At 36.3% G+C, this 22,251-nt stretch carries 16 protein-coding genes; 7 read left to right on the forward strand and 9 right to left on the reverse strand.

What is annotated here, in order from left to right; genetic code table 11:
* Window positions 1-32: 32 nt before the first annotated feature.
* The 5 genes from hcp to MHHB_RS05025 all read right to left on the reverse strand — a co-directional run bounded on the left by hcp (window position 33) and on the right by MHHB_RS05025 (window position 4,828).
* Window positions 33-1,688: a hydroxylamine reductase gene (gene hcp / locus MHHB_RS05005; protein ID WP_131007574.1), complete on the reverse strand. Its 1,656-nt coding sequence runs from the start codon at window positions 1,686-1,688 to the stop codon at window positions 33-35.
* A 306-nt stretch (window positions 1,689-1,994) separates the two neighbouring features.
* Window positions 1,995-2,402, reverse strand: a complete 408-nt coding sequence (locus tag MHHB_RS05010; protein ID WP_131007575.1) for a CopG family ribbon-helix-helix protein — start codon at window positions 2,400-2,402, stop codon at window positions 1,995-1,997.
* A gap of 20 nt (window positions 2,403-2,422) precedes the next feature.
* A complete protein-coding gene (locus MHHB_RS05015; RefSeq protein ID WP_131007576.1) occupies window positions 2,423-3,256 on the reverse strand; it encodes a PhoU domain-containing protein in 834 nt (277 codons plus the stop codon).
* Window positions 3,257-3,268: 12 nt separating this feature from the next.
* Window positions 3,269-4,060 carry an ABC transporter ATP-binding protein gene (locus MHHB_RS05020; protein WP_131007577.1) on the reverse strand — a complete coding sequence of 264 codons (792 nt, stop codon included), beginning with the start codon at window positions 4,058-4,060 and terminating at the stop codon, window positions 3,269-3,271.
* 9 nt (window positions 4,061-4,069) lie between these two features.
* Complete coding sequence (locus tag MHHB_RS05025) at window positions 4,070-4,828, reverse strand: ABC transporter permease (RefSeq protein ID WP_131007578.1); 759 nt, start codon at window positions 4,826-4,828, stop codon at window positions 4,070-4,072.
* 799 nt (window positions 4,829-5,627) lie between these two features.
* Between MHHB_RS05025 and oadA the strand changes: the two genes are divergently transcribed.
* From oadA to engB, 6 genes are all read left to right on the forward strand, one after another.
* Entirely contained in the window at window positions 5,628-7,331 is a 1,704-nt protein-coding gene (oadA, locus tag MHHB_RS05030) for a sodium-extruding oxaloacetate decarboxylase subunit alpha (RefSeq protein WP_131007579.1), read from the forward strand.
* A gap of 40 nt (window positions 7,332-7,371) precedes the next feature.
* Window positions 7,372-8,892 carry an acetyl-CoA carboxylase biotin carboxylase subunit gene (locus MHHB_RS05035; RefSeq protein ID WP_131007580.1) on the forward strand — a complete coding sequence of 507 codons (1,521 nt, stop codon included), beginning with the start codon at window positions 7,372-7,374 and terminating at the stop codon, window positions 8,890-8,892.
* A 244-nt stretch (window positions 8,893-9,136) separates the two neighbouring features.
* Entirely contained in the window at window positions 9,137-10,447 is a 1,311-nt protein-coding gene (gene gatA / locus MHHB_RS05040; protein ID WP_131007581.1) for an Asp-tRNA(Asn)/Glu-tRNA(Gln) amidotransferase subunit GatA, read from the forward strand.
* A gap of 176 nt (window positions 10,448-10,623) precedes the next feature.
* Complete coding sequence (mfnA, locus tag MHHB_RS05045) at window positions 10,624-11,787, forward strand: tyrosine decarboxylase MfnA (protein WP_131007582.1); 1,164 nt, start codon at window positions 10,624-10,626, stop codon at window positions 11,785-11,787.
* An 821-nt stretch (window positions 11,788-12,608) separates the two neighbouring features.
* Window positions 12,609-13,457: a UbiA family prenyltransferase gene (locus MHHB_RS05050; protein ID WP_131007583.1), complete on the forward strand. Its 849-nt coding sequence runs from the start codon at window positions 12,609-12,611 to the stop codon at window positions 13,455-13,457.
* A gap of 271 nt (window positions 13,458-13,728) precedes the next feature.
* On the forward strand, window positions 13,729-14,379 hold the full coding sequence (engB, locus tag MHHB_RS05055) for a GTP-binding protein EngB (protein WP_229701928.1): 651 nt from the start codon (window positions 13,729-13,731) through the stop codon (window positions 14,377-14,379).
* 206 nt (window positions 14,380-14,585) lie between these two features.
* Here engB and MHHB_RS05060 read toward each other — a convergent pair whose 3' ends face one another.
* From MHHB_RS05060 to MHHB_RS05075, 4 genes are all read right to left on the reverse strand, one after another.
* Window positions 14,586-17,258: a DNA-directed RNA polymerase subunit A' gene (locus tag MHHB_RS05060; RefSeq protein ID WP_131007585.1), complete on the reverse strand. Its 2,673-nt coding sequence runs from the start codon at window positions 17,256-17,258 to the stop codon at window positions 14,586-14,588.
* A gap of 109 nt (window positions 17,259-17,367) precedes the next feature.
* Window positions 17,368-19,203 carry a DNA-directed RNA polymerase subunit B gene (gene rpoB / locus MHHB_RS05065; RefSeq protein ID WP_131007586.1) on the reverse strand — a complete coding sequence of 612 codons (1,836 nt, stop codon included), beginning with the start codon at window positions 19,201-19,203 and terminating at the stop codon, window positions 17,368-17,370.
* Between the two features lie 38 nt (window positions 19,204-19,241).
* Window positions 19,242-20,774: a DNA-directed RNA polymerase subunit B'' gene (locus MHHB_RS05070; RefSeq protein ID WP_131007587.1), complete on the reverse strand. Its 1,533-nt coding sequence runs from the start codon at window positions 20,772-20,774 to the stop codon at window positions 19,242-19,244.
* A gap of 65 nt (window positions 20,775-20,839) precedes the next feature.
* Complete coding sequence (locus MHHB_RS05075; protein WP_131007588.1) at window positions 20,840-21,076, reverse strand: DNA-directed RNA polymerase subunit H; 237 nt, start codon at window positions 21,074-21,076, stop codon at window positions 20,840-20,842.
* Window positions 21,077-21,264: 188 nt separating this feature from the next.
* Between MHHB_RS05075 and MHHB_RS05080 the strand changes: the two genes are divergently transcribed.
* The gene (locus MHHB_RS05080) at window positions 21,265-21,813 is read left to right on the forward strand and encodes a methanogenesis marker 17 protein (protein WP_131007589.1); all 549 of its coding nucleotides are present in this window, start codon (window positions 21,265-21,267) and stop codon (window positions 21,811-21,813) included.
* The last annotated feature ends 438 nt before the right edge of the window (window positions 21,814-22,251 follow it).

Here is a 22,251-nt window from a genome sequence, read left to right on the forward strand (position 1 = left end):
CCCTATTAGTTATAAAAAATTAATAAAAATTATTATTTTTCATCGTATATTAACCTTTTAATATCCTCTTCTACAGTTGAAATAGTTCCTATTCCAAATTTATCTACAAGTACTTTTGTCACGTTTGGAGACAAGAACGCCGGTAGTGTAGGTCCTAGGAGGATATTCTTAATCCCTAAATAGAGTAGTGCTAAGAGTACTGCCACTGCCTTCTGTTCATACCATGCTATGTTGTATACAATCGGTAGTTGATTTATGTCCTCTAAATTAAATGCCTCCTTTAACTTGAGAGCTACCACTACCAAGGAGTAGGAGTCATTACACTGTCCAGCATCTAACACCCTTGGAATACCGTTTATATCTCCCAAATCCAATTTTATATACCTATACTTTGCACATCCTGCTGTAAGTATTACAGTATCCTTTGGTAGAGCCTTTGCAAATTCAGTGTAGTAATCTCTACTACTGTGTCTTCCATCACACCCTGCCATTACAACAAACTTTCTTATAGCCCCAGATTTTACGGCCTCGACGATCTTGTCAGCCAATGATAACACCTGGTTATGGGCAAATCCTCCTACAATCTTCCCTCTCTCAAGTTCCTTTGGAGGAGCACACTTTTTAGCCTGTTCTATTATCTCCGAGAAGTCCTTATTACCATTCTCATCTTCAGGAATTCTCTTTACACCTGGATACGAGACACATCCTGTGGTGTATAGCCTGTTCTTATAACTATCCTTTGGAGGTACTAGACAGTTGGTAGTTATTATAATCGGCCCATTGAATGCTTCAAATTCCTCTCTCTGTCTGTGCCATGCACTTCCATAATTACCTACAAAGTGATCATACTTCTTGAATGCAGGGTAGTAATGGGCAGGTAGCATCTCACAGTGGGTATATACATCTACACCAGTGCTCTTAGTTTGTTCTAAGAGTTGCTCTAAGGTTTTTAGGTCATGGCCACTTATCAATATACCTGGGTTATTCCTAACTCCAATATTTACCTCTGTTATTTTAGGGTGCCCATAAGTTTCTGTATGTGCTTTATCAAGTAGAGCCAAAGTATCTACAGCATACTTACCAGTTTCAAGTGCAAGGGCTAAGAGATCGTCCACAGATAAATTGTCGTCCATGGTAGATATAAGCGCCTTCTTTATAAACTTGTGGATATTTTCATCGTTGTACCCCAGTACCATTGCATGATGTAAGTAAGCTCCTATCCCCTTAACTCCATAGGTGATCAGCTCCCTTAGGGATCTTATATCTTCATCTTCTGTAGCTAGGATAGATACCTCTTCTGAGTTAGCCTTTTTAACGATATCTTCTTCATTCTCTGGTATCCATGTAGCACAGTCAGGCAATTCTACACCGTTAGGAAGCTCTTTTTTTAAATTCTCCCTAAGTTCAATGCCTCTCTTTATCTTCTCTATTATATCCCTATCGTCAAAATTTACATTTGTTATTGTGGCAAATAGACTATCTACTATGTATCTGTCGATCTCTTTAGTAGATCTACCTACCTTTTCACACACATAGGCTAACCCTTTTATAGTATATACTAAAAGATCTTGAAGATTGGCCACGTTATCCTTTTTACCACATACACCTACAACTGTACAACCTGTATTCCTTGCGGTCTCCTGACACTGGTAGCAGAACATCTTTGTAGGCCTTTTCTTATATTTCATTTTATACACCTTTTTTAACTTTTCAGCAAAAGTGTTATTAGTGATATTATTGTATAAAAAAATTTTTGATAATAACCATTAGATTTTATACATAAAAATTAATACTCTTTAATGAAAGGATTGTTACATAAATGATAATAATTATTATAAAAATAGTAATACTCATAAGTTAAAATATCATTCTATCTTTTAGAATTACTCTTAGCGATAAAAACAGTTTTAGAATTCTGTTAATCCTCCTCCTTTAGGTAGTTTTTATTAAATATTTTATAAATTATTAGGGATTTTGAATTAAAAATAAACCCCCTAAAATACTATTATCTTATCATAAATCTTTCCATCTAAGTTAGATACTTTACTGTAAAATTTAGATACTTCTTTAGAATTACCCTCTACGATAAATATCTCAACCTTTTTATTACATCCACAGGATGTTCTAATGTAGGACTGATTTATAGACTTTACTATACTGTTGTGTTCAAAATAGGCCTTACTCATTTCCTCCATGGAATTTTTAGTTGGATTATATACTACTATAATGATGGCATTAATTAGGTCTCTTTTACCCAGTTGATTATTCTCTAGGATATACTTTCTAACAGCATCCCTTATAAGTTCACTCCTACTGGAGTATCCTTTCTTTTTTACTACTTCATCTATCTTCTCCAGGAGAAATTTATGAAATGATAAACTGATCCTCTCAACATTCACCATGGTGATACACCAGGTATTATCTATTTTCTCGAATCTTCTCCTAATAGTCCATGATGGAACTCCCTCCCCGTCTCAAATATCTTTATACACCTATCTCCAAATCTCTCGATATCTTTCAGGAACATTCCAAATTGGATATAGTAATTTATATTTTTTGTTTTACACTCTTCCTTCTCAGATAGGACTTTCATAATTTTTTCTAATTTTCTATGAAGTTCTTCCTCTAAGTCATATATCTCAAAAGAGGCTTTACCATCTTTCACCATATCCATAGCAATGGAAAACATCTTCTTAGTTATATTAAATATTTCGTCTATGTCTTCATGGAGATACTCTTTTATATACAAACCCTTTGTAATCTCCTCTGCAATGTTTGACAGGTAATCTCCACATCTCTCAATATTAGAGGCTATCTTAGATAGGAGTGCAGTCTGTTTAGAAGGCAGATACTTGAGATTATCCATCTTAAGAGTGATATTAACTTCTTCCTCTAACTTGTTGAGTGTGTAATCTTGAAATATAACACTTTTTGCATCTTCTATATTCCTTGTCTTCAGTGCGTTATGGACCTTATCCAAGTTGTACAGTACGTTATTGCCCATCTTATCCAGTAGATCTATAATATGAAATATGGGTTTTTCTATACTGTGATATATCTCCAACTTCGACAACTTCTCTATATCCACCACGTAGGGATGCATAACTATCTTTTTATCTATCAGAGGTTTCAACAACTTTGCAACATACCTCCTACTTATGTTTAATTTTTTTGCTATTTCATCCTGGGTTTCAGGTTCCTCGTTTAGTATTGTTTCAATGATAGCAGCCAATGTAGCATCTTTTCCTCTCAACATCCTATCCCATTTTTATACATTTTTTGAATAATTATACATATTATATGATTTAAGTACTTCATCCTTTAATATATTTGTTATCTTTCTCTTATACTCTATAAACTCCAAGGTATCCCTCTTCCTTGGTCTCTCCAGATCTATGGGGATAATATCCTTTATTTTTCCAGGTCTTGCAGTCATCACTATAACTCTATCTGAGAGGTAGATAGCCTCATCTACACTGTGGGTGACAAATATAACCGTCTTTTTCTCCTTTTCCCATATCTTTAGAAGTTCATGCTGGAGTATAGTCCTAGTCTGGGTATCCAGGGCTCCAAAGGGTTCATCCATGAGTACTATCTTAGGGTCGTTAGCCAAAGTCCTTGCAATAGCCCCCCTCTGCTGCATCCCTCCACTGAGTTCATAAGGATAAGCCTCTTCAAATCCTTCTAACCCTATCATCTTGATGAACCTTTTGGCAATCTCATACCTCTCTTTTTTAGGTATACCTCTAATTTCCAGTCCAAATGCAACGTTGTCCAATACAGTTCTCCAAGGTAGTAAAGTGTACTGTTGAAATACCAGGCCTCTCTCTGCTCCAGGTCCTTCAATCCTCCTATTCTCCATTAGAATTTCTCCAGAAGTAGGTTTCTCAAGTCCTGCAATCATCCTCAACAGTGTGGATTTACCACACCCACTGGGGCCGACAATAGATAAAAATTCATTGTATTTAACGTTAAAAGTTATGTTATCCACTGCGAGAATCTCCTTCTTCTTACTTACAAACTTTTTACTTACATTTCTAATTTCCAGTATATTCTCCATAGAAACACCTTATTTTATTAGGTATCTCCATTTAAAGTATCTATCTTCTATATATCTCAATCCTCTATCTAAGACAAGTCCTATTATACCTATTATTATCATAGATGCAATAACTACATCCATTCTACTTAAAGAGTAGGCATACATGATGAGATATCCTAAGCCTGCACTACTTCCTGGGAGCATCTCCGCCGCTACAACACACATCCACGCTATACCTGCTCCTATCCTCAATCCAGTTAGTATATGTGGAGAAGATGCTGGTATGACTACCTTTAATAGTATGTCTTTCTCACGGGCTCCAAGGGTTTGAGCAGTCTCTATAAGTATTTTGGGAACACTCTTAACTCCTGCAATGGTGTTGAGTAATATTGGAAAGAAGGCTCCTATGAATATTATAAACAACATAGAAGTCTCTCCTACACCAAACCATGCAAGGGCCAGTGGTACCCATGCAAGAGGAGGTATTGGTCTCAGAAGTTCTATAACAGTATCAAAGAGATCCATAACTGTAGGGAAATAGCCCATAAGTATTCCCAAAGGTACTCCAACAATACCTGCCACAATAAACCCTGAAAGTACCCTCTTTATACTTACTAAAGTATTCTCAACTAAAGTACCAGTTCCAAGGAGGGTTGTCTGAGGATTTATTAAAATTTTAATCACGTTCTCCACTGGAGGGAGTATTACAGGGTTGTTCAACCATATAGCTAAAAGTTCCCAGAGTACAAGACCCACTATAGGCATTATTACCTTCTTGATATCCATACTATCTCTCCATAAAGTATTTGAGATTTTATAGGTAGTGGTGTATTTTTATACTTTTAAAGTTAAAAGTGTTATAGAGTTATAAAATAATACTAAATAATAATACTATAAATAATAATACTTTAGTTTTTTTAAAATATCAGTAAAAACCCTCGTTAAGGAAAGTACAATGACAAGTTGTAAATAATTTAAATAATAATTTAAATCTTGAACAAAACTTTTATACAATAAATAACAATACCTGAATTCAATAAAATAAAAATTAGAAAATTTTCTAAAGTTGTTAAACGATCTAAAAGGAATGAACAGATGAAAAATCCACTCTCTAAACGTTTCTGAGTATTGGAAGTAAAAAATAAGATCCTATCTTGTAATCAGACATAAACAGACTTGACAACAACTTCACTTGAAAGAGAATGAGAGATCTTAAAAAACCCTTAATCTCTTCAATTATAGTAATTTCCATATATTTAATGATATACGAGATAAAGATTAGAAATTTATTCGTAATATAAACAGTTATAGGGGATATTCAGGATCGCCCTTTCTACCAATGTCCAAAGGTGGATATATATCTGTTTATACCTTATTTATTTTTTTAAAGATTTATTTTGATTTTGGATTACTCCTAAATTTTTTCGATAATTATTCTTAATATTAGTATTGTAAAGTGGCTTTACTAATTTTTATGTGAAGTAAAAAGATATAAATAATACTTTATATAAACATACCATATGGCTATTTTTATCAATTTTTTGTAGATATGGTTTTGACAACTATTTTTTTTAAGGTGGAAAGTATGGTGAAGATAACAGATGTTACACTGAGGGATGGACATCAATCCCTTATGGCCACAAGGTTGAGAACTGAAGATATGATACCTATTTTGGAGAAGATGGATGAAGTGGGATTCTATTCCTTAGAGGTATGGGGTGGAGCTACCTTTGATGCCTGTATAAGATATTTAAATGAAGATCCCTGGGAGAGACTTAGAATAATAAGGAAGAGAGTGCAGAATACACCTCTTAAAATGTTGTTGAGAGGGCAGAATCTCGTAGGATACAGGCACTATCCAGATGACATTGTAGAGAAGTTTATAGAGAAGGCTTATGAAAACGGTATTGAGATATTCAGGATATTTGACGCCTTAAACGATATTAGAAATATGGAGTTCTCCATAAAAGTTGCAAAGAGGTTAGGCGCCCATGTACAGGGAGATATATGTTATACTGTAAGTCCAGTACATACCATAGATCAGTTTGTAGAACTCGCCAAGAAACTTGAGGAACTGGGCTGTGATTCTATAGGTATAAAGGACATGGCAGGACTACTTCTACCCTACGATGCTAAAGAACTTATCAAGAGGTTGAAGGAAGAAGTTTCCCTACCTATACATCTTCATAGCCACTGTACCAGTGGTATAGCTCCATTTACCTTCATGACAGCAATTGAAGCAGGGGTAGATGTGGTAGATTGTGCCATATCTCCCCTAGCAATGGGTGCTTCTCATCCACCTGTGGAGAGTGTAGTTGCTGCACTTAAGGGCACTCCCTACGATACAAAGTTAGATCTAGAACTTTTAAACGAAATTAGGGAGTACTTCGACAAGGTTAGGGAGAAGTACAAGTATCTCATAGATCCAATAGCAGAGAGAATAGATACAAGGATACTTGTGTATCAAATACCTGGAGGGATGCTCTCAAATCTCGTGTCCCAGTTGAAGGAGCAGGGGGCCTTAGATAAACTACAGGAGGTATTGGAGGAGATTCCAAGGGTAAGGGCAGATCTAGGTTATCCACCTTTAGTAACGCCGACATCCCAAATAGTAGGTACTCAGGCTGTTATGAACGTACTTACGGGGGAGAGGTATAAGATCATTACAAACGAGGTAATAAACTATATAAAGGGACTTTATGGAAGGCCACCTGCTCCAATAAGTAAGGAACTTATGAAGAGGGCGTTAGAGGAAGGTGAAAAACCTATTACATGTAGACCTGCAGATCTCTTAGAACCTGAGTACGAGAAGTTTAAGAAAGAGGCTGAGGAGAAAGGGATAGTATCAAAGGAGGAGGATATACTAACCTACGCTCTCTATCCACATGTCGCCCTTAAGTTCCTCAGAGGGGAGTTGAAACCAGAACCGATTCCAGAGGAGAAAGAGGTATCTAAATTCTTGGAGATACCAACTGAGTATATTATTGAAGTAAACGGTGAAGCATACGAAGTTAAAATAAAGCCTAGGTATGGAACTGAGATGAACAAGAGAAGGGAAGAGATCACTGTAGAGACAGAGGGAGCAGTAACTTCTCCTCTCAGGGGTATGATTACCAAGATAAAGGTAAAAGAAGGAGATACTGTAAAGAAAGGGGATGTTATACTTATACTTGAGGCTATGAAGATGGAGAACCCAGTTGAAAGTCCTGTAGATGGAAAGGTTGAGAAGATTCTTGTCCATGAAGGACAGACTGTGAATGTGGGAGATATCCTTATGATAATAAAATAATATAAAATAATTATTATTTATCTTTTCATAAAGTGATACTATGTTCAAGAAAATACTTATAGCTAACAGGGGGGAGATTGCTGTTAGGGTTATAAGAGCATGTCAGGAGTTAGGTATAAAAACTGTTGCTGTATATTCCCAGGCAGATGAGCATGCCTTATTTACATCCTTAGCAGATGAGAGTTACTGTATAGGACCTCCACAGGCATCTAAGAGTTATCTAAATATAGAGAGGATAATAAAGGTTGCGAAGAAAAGTGGTGCCGAGGCTATACATCCAGGTTATGGTTTCCTCGCTGAAAATCCAGAATTTACCAGAGCCTGTGAGGAAAATGATATAGTATTTATAGGCCCTCCTGTCAAAGCCATTGAGGCCATGGGTAGTAAGATAAACGCAAAAAAGATTATGAAGAAGGCTGGAGTACCTGTACTCCCTGGTACAGATGGGCCTATTGAAGATATAAAGGATGCAGTGGCTATTGCAGAGGAGATAGGTTATCCTGTAGTGGTTAAGGCCTCCGCTGGAGGGGGAGGTATAGGAATGGCAGTGGCTCATAACGAGGAGGAGTTGATAGAGACTATAGAATCTACACAATCCATAGCAAAGAGTGCCTTTGGAGATCCTACTATATTCCTAGAGAAATATCTAGAAAAACCAAGACATATAGAGATACAGATACTGGCAGATAAGTATGGGAATGTGGTATATCTTGGAGAGAGGGAGTGCTCTATACAGAGGAGACACCAGAAGTTAATTGAAGAGGCACCTTCACCTATTATGACTGAGGAGTTGAGAAAAAAGATGGGGGAGGCTGCAGTAAGGGCTGCAAAAGCTATAGATTATTGTAATGCAGGTACTGTGGAGTTTCTATACTATAATGGAGAGTTCTATTTCTTAGAAATGAATACAAGGATCCAGGTGGAACACCCAATAACTGAGATAGTTACAGGTATAGACATAGTAAAGGAACAGATAAAGATAGCATATGGAGAAAAACTCTCCTTCAGACAGGAAGATATAGAGATAAGAGGACATGCAATAGAATGTAGAATAAATGCAGAGGATCCATTAAGGGAGTTTGTACCATCTCCAGGGAAGATAAAGTACTACAGATCTCCAGGAGGACCTGGAGTTAGGATAGATAGTGGTGTCTGTAGTGGTGCAGAGATACCACCTTACTACGACTCTATGATAGCAAAGTTGATAGCCTATGGTAGAGATAGAGAGGAGGCAATTGCAAGGATGAAAAGGGCACTTAAGGAGTATATAATATTAGGTGTAAACACAAATATACCTTTCCACAGGGCTGTGATGGAGGAGGAGGATTTCAGAAAAGGAAATATATCCACTCATTACATAGAGGACCATAAGAAATATCTGAAGGAGAAGATAACTAAGTACGCTATAGAGACTATGGACCTTGAGAAACTCTTCAGGGAGAAGGTATTCTACGACAATAAGAAGATAGTTGCACTTGCAGGTGGTTTAAACGCCTATATTACAAGTGTTGTAAATAGAAATAAGTTAAATAAGAAATATTCAGAAGATTATGGGGATTAGTATAACCCTATTTTTTCAATTATAAATAATGTAAAATTAAAAAACTTTTAAAAAATTCCTCATCTTCTCTTTCCTTGAAAAGAGTGTTTCTTAGTAAGAGTGTAAAATTCAATCATTAATAAAGATCAATCTTTTTTTATTTAATTAAGATTTATATACTAAAATAAAATTAGGATTTAGTGAAAAAAGATTCAGGATAATTTACCTTTAATAATCTATTTTTTAAGTTATTAAGGTGAATACAATGGGCCATATTGTAGAGAAAGTTCAGGAGTATCTCGAAAAGATAGAAAAATCTGATATAAATGCATACATACATGTAAATAGAGAAAAGGTACTTAAGGAGGCAGAAAATTTAGAAAAAAATGAGAAGTTAAAGAAGAAACCATTATATGGTAAAATTATTGCAGTAAAATCCAATATAAACATCAGGGGATATTTAGTATCCTGTGCCTCGAAGACACTTGAGAATTATATAAGCCCCTACGATGCCACTGTAATTAAAAAGATAAAATCCCAGGGAGGTTTAATAATCGGTATGACAAATATGGATGAGTTCGCCTGTGGAAGTAGTGGGGAGACTTCCTACTATGGTCCTACAAATAACCCCAAGGCTGAGGGTAGGATACCTGGAGGAAGTAGCTCTGGGAGTGCAGCTGCAGTATCAGCTGACCTCTGTGATATGGCATTGGGGAGCGATACAGGAGGAAGTATAAGAAATCCTGCCTCCCACTGTGGAATAGTTGGATTTAAACCGTCTTATGGAGTTGTAAGTAGGCAGGGATTGTGTGATCTAGCCATGAGTTTCGATCAGATAGGGCCATTGACAAAGAACGCTAGAGATGCTCTATTATTGACTAATATAATTAAAGGTAAAGATATTTCAGATAGTACAACTGTAGATACTCCAGAGTTTAAGGTATGGAACGGGGAGGAAATGAAAAACTATAGGATAGGAATTGTTAAGGAGTTTATGGAGGTTAGTGATGAGAAGATAAGAAAGAGAATTGAGATGGGAATTGAGGTTTTCAGAGATCTCAACTGGAAGGTGGTAGAGTTAAATTATAAATATAGAGATCTTGCCCTTCCTACATACTATCTTATAAACTACGTGGAATTCTTCTCTGCAACAAGGAGGTACGACGGTAGAAGGTATGGATATCCAATAGAGGAAGTGTGTGGGGAAGAAGTATTAAGGAGGATAATGATAGGGAAGCATATAAGTGAAAAAGAGTTCAGTGGGAAGTATTACAAGAGAGCACTACAGGCTAGGAAGATAATGAAGAAGGAGATGTTGAAACTCTTCAAGAATGTAGATGCCATAGTATCTCCTACAGTGCCTAAACTTCCCCACAAACTGGGGGAGAAACTTACTCCGATGGAGATGTACGCCTACGATATCTTAACTGTGCCAGCAAACCTCTGTGGTATGTGTGCAGGTGTAGTTAGATGTGGAGATATAAACGGAATACCTGTGGGATTACAGATAATGGGGAAACCCTTTGATGACGAGAAGATATTAAATATTATGATACAATTTGAGGAGAATTTCTAAAGAGATTTTTCTATTCTTCTACTATCTGGAGTTGTTAGAGAAAAATATTAATTTTTATTTTTATAGAGTTTAACGTTTTGAAGATCTACTTTTTTATTTATTCTTATTTTTATTACTTTTTATGAACTAAGAATTTTATAATAATAACATTGTTAAAAGAAGATCGAAGGGAAAATATGGAAAAAGAAAGGGAAATCTTAGAAAAATTAAAAAAATACAGAGAAATGGACTTAAAATATGTGGATGGAAGGATATTGGGATCTATGTGTACTAAGCCTCATCCCATATCTAAAAAGATTGTTGAGATGTTCCTTGAGACAAACTTGGGAGATCCAGGTTTATTCCCAGGGACTAAAAATTTGGAAGAAGAAGTTATCAAGATGATAGGGGAGATGCTCCACAACAAAAATCCCTTCGGTTATATCATATCAGGAGGTACAGAGGCTAATATAACTGCTATGAGGGTTGTAAAAAAGATGTCGAGAGAGAAAGGAAGGAAAGAGGTAAATATCTTCATACCTGAGACTGCACATTTCTCCTTTGAGAAGGCTAGGGAAATGATGGATCTAAACTATATTGTGGTACCTCTCGATAAGAAATACACCATGGATGTGAAGTATATAAAGGACTATATAGAAGACAACGTAGAGAAGGGCATAGATGGTATAGTAGCTATAGCAGGTTCCACTGAACTTGGTACTATAGATAATATTCCAGAGATTTCCAAGGTGGCCAAGGAGCACAACATATATATCCATGTAGATGCAGCATTTGGAGGTTTCGTCATACCTTTCTTAGAAGATAGATATAGGTTGGAGGGATACAACTACCATTTTGACTTCTCAGTGGATAATGTCATCTCCATTACAGTAGATCCCCATAAGATGGGCCTTGCACCAATACCTGCAGGAGGTATAGTATTTAGAGACTCTTCCTTTAAGAGATACCTAGATGTGGAGACACCTTATCTAACAGAAAGTTATCAGGCTACACTTATAGGGACGAGGAGTGGTATTGGGGTAGCTACAACCTGGGGCATAATGAAACTCTTAGGATATGAAGGGTATAGGAAAATAGTATCCCAGTGTATGGAGAATACCTACTACCTGGTGAAGAGAATGAAAGAGTATAGTTTTGAGAAGGCAATAGATCCTGTTTTGAATATAGTGGCGATAAGGGATGAAGATCCTGTAGGTACATCTCTAATACTCAGGAAGATGGGATGGTATCTTTCAACCTGTAGATGTGTAGATGCCCTGAGAGTTGTAGTAATGCCCCACATTACAAAGGAGCATATAGACAGGTTTATCGAGACTCTTGCTCAGTGTAAGAAGTATTAAAAATAATAACAATACAGAAAAGAAGCAAAAACTTCTAAGAAGGAGGATTAACAGAAATTCTGTACTGCTTTTTAGTACTGATGTAGTCCGGAGAATAAGGGCTTATTTTTACTTTTTAATTTAGGCATTATTAAGATTATAGTATATTATTATAATTTTATTTGAGATTTCCATAGTTGTTGCTAATTTAATAAAAAATTTTTGTATTGATATAAATACTTGGTGCCATTCTCTCCTCTGGAGGGATAACAGAAGCAAAGATTTAGATATATACCAAGAAGAAAAATTACTATAAAACCGAAAAGATCAAGAACTTCTAAAAACTACCTAAGATCTTATTATTTCTACAGTTTTGAGGATAAACTCCCAGATACTCTGAGCAATGGAGAAAAAGATAAAATCTTCATTATAAATCTTTAGTGGAAAAAAGAAAAGATAGATTTAATAGTAATTCTTTATATTTTTTTATTTTTTTAACTTCTATAAAATCGTTATTTTTAGATTATGGAGTGTAAAATGTTATACACCTGGTTAATTAGGATTACAAACCCTAGTTTTTATCAAAAATAATTATAATAATTACAAAAAATAAGAAAAGGTTTTTAAAATAAAAAATAATAAACTCAAATAAGATTTTAAAGGAAATTGGAAAAATAATATTCTGAATATTTCCATACAACAGTTGGTATCACAGTAAGTTTTGAGATATTTAATGGTTTTATTCATTTTTATTAATTTATAATATTGTAATCCTTATTTTCAATTTTTAATCACTACTTTAATAAGAACTGAGGGTTGTAAATAATATATGTGGGATAATTATGGACATCAGGGATTATATGGATCTTATAAGAGTGAAAAACTGTTTAATCGCATCTTTTGGAACAGCTATCGCTGGGTTAATTGCCTCTAATTTTAACATCCACCTGTGGGATAGAATACTTTTGGCATCTCTTGTTGTTTTTTTCATCTGTGGTTTTGGAAATGTTATAAACGATATATATGACATAGATATAGACAAGATAAACAAACCTTATCGTCCTCTACCATCGGGGAAGATATCTCTCAAAAGTGCAAAATTATTTGCCTGGATATTGGCTATATCTGGAATACTTCTCTCAGTTTTCAATTGGAAATGTTTTATCATAGCCTTGGTAAATACTACTATTCTATACCTTTATGCTAAGAGGTTTAAAAGGAACAAAATTATAGGTAATCCCTTAGTTGCGTATCTTACAGGCTCTGTGTTTCTCTTCGGTGGTGCTTCAGTTGATAACATTTTTATCACCTTCATATTGTTTCTCTGTGCCATGTTAACAACCTGGGGAAGGGAGATAGTGAAGGACTTTGAAGACATGGAGGGAGATAGAAGGAGTGGTGTTCTATCCTTTCCAATAAAGTATGGGAAGAGATCCCTCTACCTTGCACTTGGGTTGTTGATTTTGGCGGTAATCCTCAGTCCTTTACCCTACTTGTTAGGTATTTTCAGTTTTCTCTACCTTGCAGGAGTGCTATTTTGTGACATACTACTTCTTTACTCTATTGTGAAACTCTTAAAGAACCCTACAAAGGAGGAGGCGTATAGATGTGCTAAGAAGATTAAGATGGTTACAACTCTTATACTGATATCCTTTATATTAGGAGCTATATATAGGGACTTTATAACATAATGATTAATGTAAAAAAATAAAGAAATAATAAAAAAGGAAAGAACTCCAGAGGAAAGACTAACATAAATCTAGCCTGTTTTTCAATATCCAGTATATAGTTCAGGGAAATATGGCAATTTTATGAATTTTTATTAGGTATTACGAGTTTTAAGTATCTTTATTATTACATTATATAAGACCTTCGATGGTATTGTTATAATATCATTGTTTAATTTATATTAAAACTAAAAAGTACTATAAAAGCATGGTGGATTTTAAAAAAGGGAAAAATATGAGGGAGTTAAAAGATATTAAAAAATTTAAAAAATTTATCAAAGAAGAAAAGATAGATAAGCCGGAGGTTATAGTTACTGGGAGGTCTAACGTGGGAAAATCTACCTTAGTTAGGTTGATTACAAACAACAAAAATGTTAAAGTTGGAAAAAGACCAGGAGTTACCTTAAAAATAAACAAGTATCCCATGAAAAACTATATCTTAGTGGATTTTCCAGGATTTGGATTTATGAGTGGTGTAGATAGAAAGGTTCAGGAGTCTATAAAGGATAAGATAGTGTGGTATATAGAAGATAACTGTGAGAAGATAGCCTGCTCAATTTTGGTGATAGATGGAAAGGCCTTTTCCGAGATAGTAGAGAGATGGGATAGTAGAAATGAAATACCTATAGATATTGAGATGTTCCAATTTTTAAAGGAGTTGAAATTAAATCCTATAGTCCTTATAAACAAGATGGACAAGATAAAGAGAAAAAATTGGGATGAACAGTTGAATAAGATAGTAAAGTTGTTTGGATATTCGCCTCCATGGAGACAGTGGTTAGATACCTTCGTAGTAGGTTCCCTGAAGAAAAATTTTGGATGGAATAGGTTATTAAGTATGGTCAACAGGTATGTTGAGGAGTATAGGAAAAAAAGAAGTAATTAGAAAGATTGTTATCTTCCAAAATAAAAAAATAAAAATAATAGAATCTAAAGTGGGAAGAACAATCCTCTTTTGTAGAGAGAGTATATTTAATAGTTCCAAATTCTAAATTTAATTTTTTAATTTATAATTATAATTTATATTATATTGATTAATTATTTTATCTTTTAATCACCACTTTTTAATGAAAACTTGGAGTTAACAGTACCTTATGTCATCCCTTCTCTCCTAGACAGTACCTTGGTAAATATCTTGTCTAAATCCACAGCCTTTCCATGATCTGCCTTGGAAGGATCTACACCATCTTCTCCATAGGAGAACTGAACTATACGCCCCTTCGCGTCCCTAACTGTACCGTCGTATTCTACCTTTAAATCCTGTAAAGCGTTTATAAGTCTCCTCTGCATATATCCTGACTGGGCAGTTCTAACTGCCTGATCAACTAAACCTTCCCTACCCCCCATAGCGTGGAAGAAGAACTCGGTTGGAGATAAACCCCTCTTGTAGCAGCTTCTAACGAATCCATGGGATCTTGCAGATAGACTACCTTTCTTAAAGTGTGGAAGTGTTCTCCCCCTGTATCCTCTGAATATTCTTCCCCCTCTTACAGACTGCTGACCTACACAGGCAGCCATCATAGTGATGTTTAAGAGAGAACCTCTGGCACCAGTTCTAGCCATCAGTGCAGCGTGGTTGTTCTCACTTAGATACCTCTCTGCAACCTTACCTGCTTCATCCCTTGCCCTACCCAATACCTGCATAATGTAGGTTTCCCTGGATTCCTCTAAGTTCCTTCCAGGTAGAGGTTCAAGGGTGCCCTCTTCGTATGCCCTGATAATATTCTCTACCTCCTCTTCAGCCTTATCTAGTATTTTCTCTATCTCCTTTCTAGCTTCTTCTGGTATGTCCTCGTCGTCTATACCAGTGGTAAACCCTTTTATCATAAGGGTTTCAATAGCCATTTTTGTGGATCTATCTAAGAAGTCCCTTGCAACCTCAGATCCATACTCTTTTACTATGGTGTTTAAGAGAACACCTGCCTCTGCACCGTATCCATTTTTATCTATCACTCCTTTTATAAGCTCTCCGTTCTTTATAATTACCTTAGCATCGTATGGACACTCCTCCTTACATTCATCACATTTTTTACAGATCTTTGCCTTGTACTTCAGATTGAGTCCCTTTGGTAGCACCTTACTGAAAAGTCTCTTTCCACTGTAGAGACCTACACCATCTTTAACCATGTCAGGCTCTCCTAAATCTTCCTTTATACCTGCAGCCCTCAATATAAGGGCAGCTTCATCCTTTGTGAAGTAGGAACTTGTTAAGATGTATGCTCCAGAGATGTAGTCATGGATAGCTCCTATAATAGGCCCTCCAAACCTTGGAGAGATGATATGTTTTTCTACTAACATTAAAATTTCAGCTTCTGCTCTTGCTTCTTCGTTCTGGGGGACATGGAGGTTCATCTCGTCTCCATCGAAATCTGCATTGTATGGTGGACATACACAGAGGTTATGCCTGAAGGTTCTGTAAGGCAGTACTTTAACCTTATGAGCCATTATAGACATCCTGTGAAGGGATGGCTGTCTGTTATACAGTACTATATCTCCATCCATTAAATGTCTTTCAACTATCGTTCCTTCTTCGACTTTCTCTGCCCATAGATCCTTGTTCTTCTCGTTTATCTTTATCTTTACCTCTTCTTCCCTTCCATCTGCCAATCTTATCTTCTTTATTATATAATTCACTCCAGGGTGTTTTCTTGAACCATTCTTTATAAGTCTTTTTATCCTCTCTATATTGTGTTTTGTTACCTTCTCAGGTACCGTCAGTTCCATCGCTATCTCTACAGGTACACCTACCTCGTTTATACTCAGTCTTGGATCTGGAGATATAACAGTCCTTGCAGAGAAATTTACCCTCTTACCTGCAAGGTTGTGTCTAAATCTTCCCTCTTTCCCTTTCAACCTCTGAGCTATGGTTCTAAGGGGCCTCCCACTTCTATGTTTGGCTGGAGGTATACCAGGAGCCTCGTTGTCAAAGTAGGTGTTTACATGGTATTGTAGAAGATCCCAAAGATCCTCAATAATTAAATTTGGAGCTCCTCCTTCAATATTCTCTTCTAACCTCTGATTTATCCTTATTATATCAACTAATTTATGAGTTAGATCGTCCTCACTCCTTTCCCCACTTTCAAGTGTAATAGATGGTCTCACCGTAACTGGAGGTACTGGTAATACAGTTAAAACCATCCATTCTGGCCTTGTAGTCTTTGGATTTATTCCTAACAATAGGCAATCTTCATCTGGTATCTTCTCCAATATCTCTCTAACCTCTGAAGGGGTCATTTGTTTCTCTGATTTACCATCTATCCTATAGTAAGTTGTAGGTTTAGAATATCTTATACTGTACTTTGTCTCCCCACAGTAAGGACATACCTCCTTCCCTGTAGCATCTTTAAATATCTCGTCTACCAGGCTCCATTTATCCCCTCCATCTTCCTCCAACTTTTTCATCTTCTTCAAGTACTCCTCCCTCTTTACCTCGGAGAGTGTTACTCTCCCACAGTGGGGACATACAGCTTTAAGGATCTTGTATATTTCCTTTGCAAATCCTATATGTATTACAGGTTTTGCAAGTTCAATATGCCCAAAGTGTCCTGGACAGTTTCCTATTCTACCTCCACATGTTTTACATATTAACCCAGGATCTATAACTCCCAATCTAGTATCCATCAACCCTCCTTCTATAGGATAACCGTCATCGTCATAGGTATCTGCCGTTACAATTCTCGCTACAGATATCTTCCTAATATAATCAGGGGAGAGGAGTCCAAATACAATCTCCCCAATCTCTTTTGGAATATCGTATTTATCCATAGGACTTCACCTATCTTAACTATCAAAGGTGTTTTATTTATACTGAAGTAGTAGTGTCCTCAAAGGTAGATCCAACATTTTTGTATTTTTTGTATTTTTAGAAGATATATTATATTCTATCCCTAATCTTCAACTTTGGATTTATACCCATACTCTTAAGTTCATCCAGGAGCAATTTAAATGCATAGGGCATTTTAACCTTTGGTATCTTTTTGTTACTTTGGGCATCTTCCATTTCTCCACATACTTGGCAGTACTTAATACCTTTCCTATGGTCGTATATTGCAATCTCTCCACAGTTTGAACAGATATAACACTCGTATGGATCGGATTCGTCAAATAATCTCTCCTTAAGAAGTAGGGCAGCACCATGTCCTATGAGCACATCTCTTTCCATCTCTCCGAATCTTAAACCACCTTCCCTAGCCCTACCTTCTGTAGGCTGTCTTGTAAGTACCTGAATTGGTCCTCTACTTCTTGCATGGATCTTACCTGCAACAAGATGGTGCAGTTTCTGATAGTAAGCTATTCCAATGAATATCTCACATTCCAACTTCTTACCCGTCCTTCCACTGTACATAACTTCTTTTCCATGGTGTTTAAAACCGTACATCTCAAGGGTTTTCCTTAGATCCCACTCTTTCTCCCCACTGAATATAGTACCATCTATTCTCCTACACTCCAAGGCTCCGACCTTTCCACCTATCATCTCTAGCAGTTGTCCTATGGTCATCCTAGATGGTATGGCATGGGGGTTTATTATCAGATCTGGAACTATCCCACTTTCCGTAAATGGCATGTCTTCCTGGGGAACTATCAGTCCAACAACCCCTTTCTGCCCATGTCTGGAGGCGAACTTATCTCCCAACTCAGGTATTCTAAGATCCCTAACTTTCACCTTTACTAGTCTATTACCCTCTTTAGTCTCTGTAAGTATTACAGTATCTACTATTCCCCTCTCTTCGTGTCTCACTGTAACGGAAGTATCTCTCCTCTGGGATTTCGTCCTAAGAGATATATCCTGCTCCTCTAAGAATCTTGGTGGAGATGTTTTTCCAATTATCACATCTCCAGAGTCCACTTCTGCCTCAACCCTTGCTATACCATCTTCTTCAAGGATCTTATATGCCTCATCCGATCTGTACCCCCTAACTCCTTTCTCAGGTATTTCAAATCTATCCATCTGCCCTCCTGGATATCTCTTTTCGTAACCTTCGTAGCATCTAAAGAAAGTACTTCTACCTAAACCTCTGTCGATGGATGCTTTGTTCAATATAAATGCATCCTCCATGTTGTATCCTTCATAACTCATAATGGCTACGACGAAATTCTGTCCAGCAGGTCTTTTATCGAATCCTAAGATATCTTGGTGTTTCGTCTTTACAATTGGTATCTGTGGATAGTGAAGGAGATGGCTCTTAGTATCCATCCTCTGTCTGATATTTGACATTGGAAAACCTATAGATTGCTTTGCCATGGCGGCAGCCATGGTAATTCTCGGTGCAGAGTTGTGCTCAGGATATGGTGCCACACCTGCACCTACTCCCAATATAGACATTGGATCTATCTCTAAATGGGTATGTTCTTCAGTTAGCTCCTCTTCATACACTGCAATATAGGCATTTTCCTCCTCTTCAGCATCTAAGTACTCTATAATCCCCTCCTTAACTAGATCTGAAAATGTTATTTCCCCTCTCTTTAACTTCTCAATGTGTTCTTTAGTTAATTTAGGTTTCCCATTCTCCACAACGATTAGAGGCCTTATAATCCTACCTCCATCTGTGGATATGTGGATGTCGTTACTCTCCTCGTTGTAGGATATTGAAGTATATGGTGATAACTCCCCCTTTCTTCTCTTCTCCCTCAGGTACTTTACAACCTCTTCTGGATTATCTACAGTACCTATTAACTTCCCGTTGATATAGAGATTTACCTCCTTTTTCAAGGATTTCACCTTTAAGGTATTTTATACTTCACAACCCTTTAGGTGTTAGGAGGGGTTAGAAAATCCCTAACAGGGTTTATAGATATATCTTTTAAAACTTCCAGTATCTTTTTCTCTCCATCCGTCTCATCTGTGGTAACCTTACACATTATCGCAAGGTTCTTGACGAGACCACAGTTTGGACCCTCAGGTGTTTCAGAGGGACATATCTTACCCCACTGAGTAGCATGGAGATCTCTTGCCTCGAAGTGTGGCTGGGATCTAGATAGTGGAGATACTACCCTTCTCAACTGGGAGAGAGTAGAGAGATAACTTGTCCTATCTAACAATTGACTTACTCCAGTTCTACCTCCTACCCAGTTTCCTGTAGCCATTGCATGCCTTATTCTCTCAGTCAAAACATCACTCCTTACTGCAGACTGTATAGATGGAGACCTCTTTCTAAGAACTTGCCTCTCCAACTGATATCTTATATCCTTAACTAACTGGTTGAAGGAGTATCTAAATAGATCCTCCATCAACTCTCCCGCAAGTTTCAATCTCTTGTTTCCATAGTGATCCTTGTCATCCTCAACCCTGAGATCTAGGTATAGCTCTATGGCGTTTCTAGCCATCCTCCCCAAGAAGGCACATTTTCTAATAAAATCTTCTTTTCTAACGCCCATATGTGGTAGTAGGTAGTTGCAGAGTACAGTTTCCGCCCTCTTAAGTCTGTAATCTTTTGGCTGCCCAGGTGCCACCTTCTTTCCAATGTACTCCAAAGCATCCTGCTGGGTAACTATGTTGTGTTCTTCTCTGATCTCCAGTATATTGGCGATCAACTGCATAACTACCCTTTGATCATCAGAGATCATATTTATAATATCGCTATCACTCTCTGCTCCAAGTGCCTTCATAAGTATAATGAGAGGAATACTTCCAGGGAGTCCTGGGAAGGTTACATTTAACTTACCATCTTCATGTTTCTCAACGGTACATAGAGCCCTGAACCCATGTCTAGTTGAAAATACCTTGGCAACATAAACCATCTTGTTGTTCCTTTCAGTCTTCTCACATAGTATTCTGTTTTGAACAAGATCCTCCTGGGCTACTAATACTCTTTCTGAACCGTTTATTATAAAATAGCCAAAAGGATCTTCTGGATCCTCTCCCATCTCTATTAACTCCTTTCTACTTTTCTTGTGGAGATAGCAGGCTTTAGATCCAAGCATTATAGGTAGTTCCCCTATATATACCTCTACAGTTTCACCGGCAACTTCCTCTTCCTCCCCTTCCCCGATAATAGGTGTCATCTCTAGGTATACTGGAGCTGAGTATGACAGGTTTCTTATTCTAGCCTCCATAGGAGTTATCTTTCTAATGGAACCATCTGCTTCCTTATTTATTGGCTTCTCTACCCTGATCTTCCCAAGTTTTACCTTATACCCACCTTTAATTTCAGTCTCTATATATCCTACCTCATCTATTATCTTCTGTAGTTTGTAATCTAAAAATCTGTTGAAAGATTCTATCTGATGCTTTACTAAGTTGTTCTCTTTAAAAAAGGAATCTACTATTACCTGGGTTTCCATAGTTCTCCCCATATCGATAATAATTTTAGTATAACGATCATTATAAACATAAAAATAATAAAAAATTACACAGTCTTTTTAATAACCAACCTGTAATATACACTCTTCCCAGCTGTAGGGCTCTCCCTCGTTATTTTAATAACATCCCCTGGTTTTGCTCCTATCTCTTCAACAACTGGATCGGTGTCAAATATCTTAGGTAACTGTTGTATTTTAATGTTATACTTTTTCAATAAGTTCTGCACCTCTTCTTCAGACATAATTTCATGTTTAGGTACCAACCTATGGGAGGTCACCTTCACACTCTTAGCCTCCATAAAAATAGTTTAGTATAATATTTTCTGATGTGCATCATGAGAAGTATTTTTTACTAATATATATCTTTTTCGGTGAGTGGGTATTTCAGTGATAAAAAGTTTTAAATAACCTTCATCAATAAAAGATACTAGTAAAAATTTTAAAATCTTAGAGAAACTTCTGAGGAAGAAATATGGCCAAGATACATATAGACTGTGAGGATAAAGCAGGGCGGGAGATATACCATAGGATTATTCAAAGTGCTTTGATGGATGTGGTTATTGGTAAATCTCTGATTAAGGTAGTCATGATATGTAGAGAAAAAGATCCTTACTTTATTATTGGAGTCCTTCCAAGATCTACCTCCAAACCTGTAAAACTTAGAGATGTTGCAACTGTGGAGGAAAGTAAAAGGGAGGGAGACAGAACAATCACAAGGTTGAAGATAGAGGATGAAACATACGCTCCCCAGTTGTTAGAGAGATTAAATATCTTAGATCAGCCTTCAAGGTTTGAAATTGTTACAGACACTCCCATAGATCCGGATATGGTTATATATGATGCAAAGGAGGAGTTCATATCTAAGGTTTTAGACTTTATGAATAGAGTATTTCCAGAAGGTATGAGGATTAGGAAGACATTCTACGGAAAAAGTATAGTTATGATAGCATCTGAGAGACCATTCGAAGACGGATGGATAAAAAAGGCCCTCGAGTTGAAAGAGGAATTGGAAAGTGGATAATTTTTAAAAATCGATAACAATTATAACAAAAGAAAAGAGAGAAATCCCCTGTCAATAATTATATTGGAGCAATTATAAATAAAAAATACCCACTCCCATCAAAAAAGTTACAAATTATAAAATTAATTGTTATTATAAAAATAATTCAGGATAAAAATAATATAAAAATAATAAAAAAGTTGTTTGAAAAAATAAAAGACCCTAACTTCAAATATAAAATTTTATAAGGATAAATAGAGTATATATTTACTCCTGAGAATTGAGGAGAGGTAATCTTCTCTGAATATTTTTAATAACTGTTTGACGTTACAGCAGAGATCTTTAATGTTTATTATTTTATGTTAATTTTTTCATAGCTTGTTTATCATTATAAACTTAATATTATTATACTTATTCTTTATAATTACTACTTCATAGAAGTCGGGGATTTATTATTTT

The organism is Methanofervidicoccus abyssi (genome assembly GCF_004310395.1).
In the GTDB taxonomy this organism is placed as follows: Archaea; AGJL01; Methanococci; order Methanococcales; family Methanococcaceae; genus Methanofervidicoccus; species Methanofervidicoccus abyssi.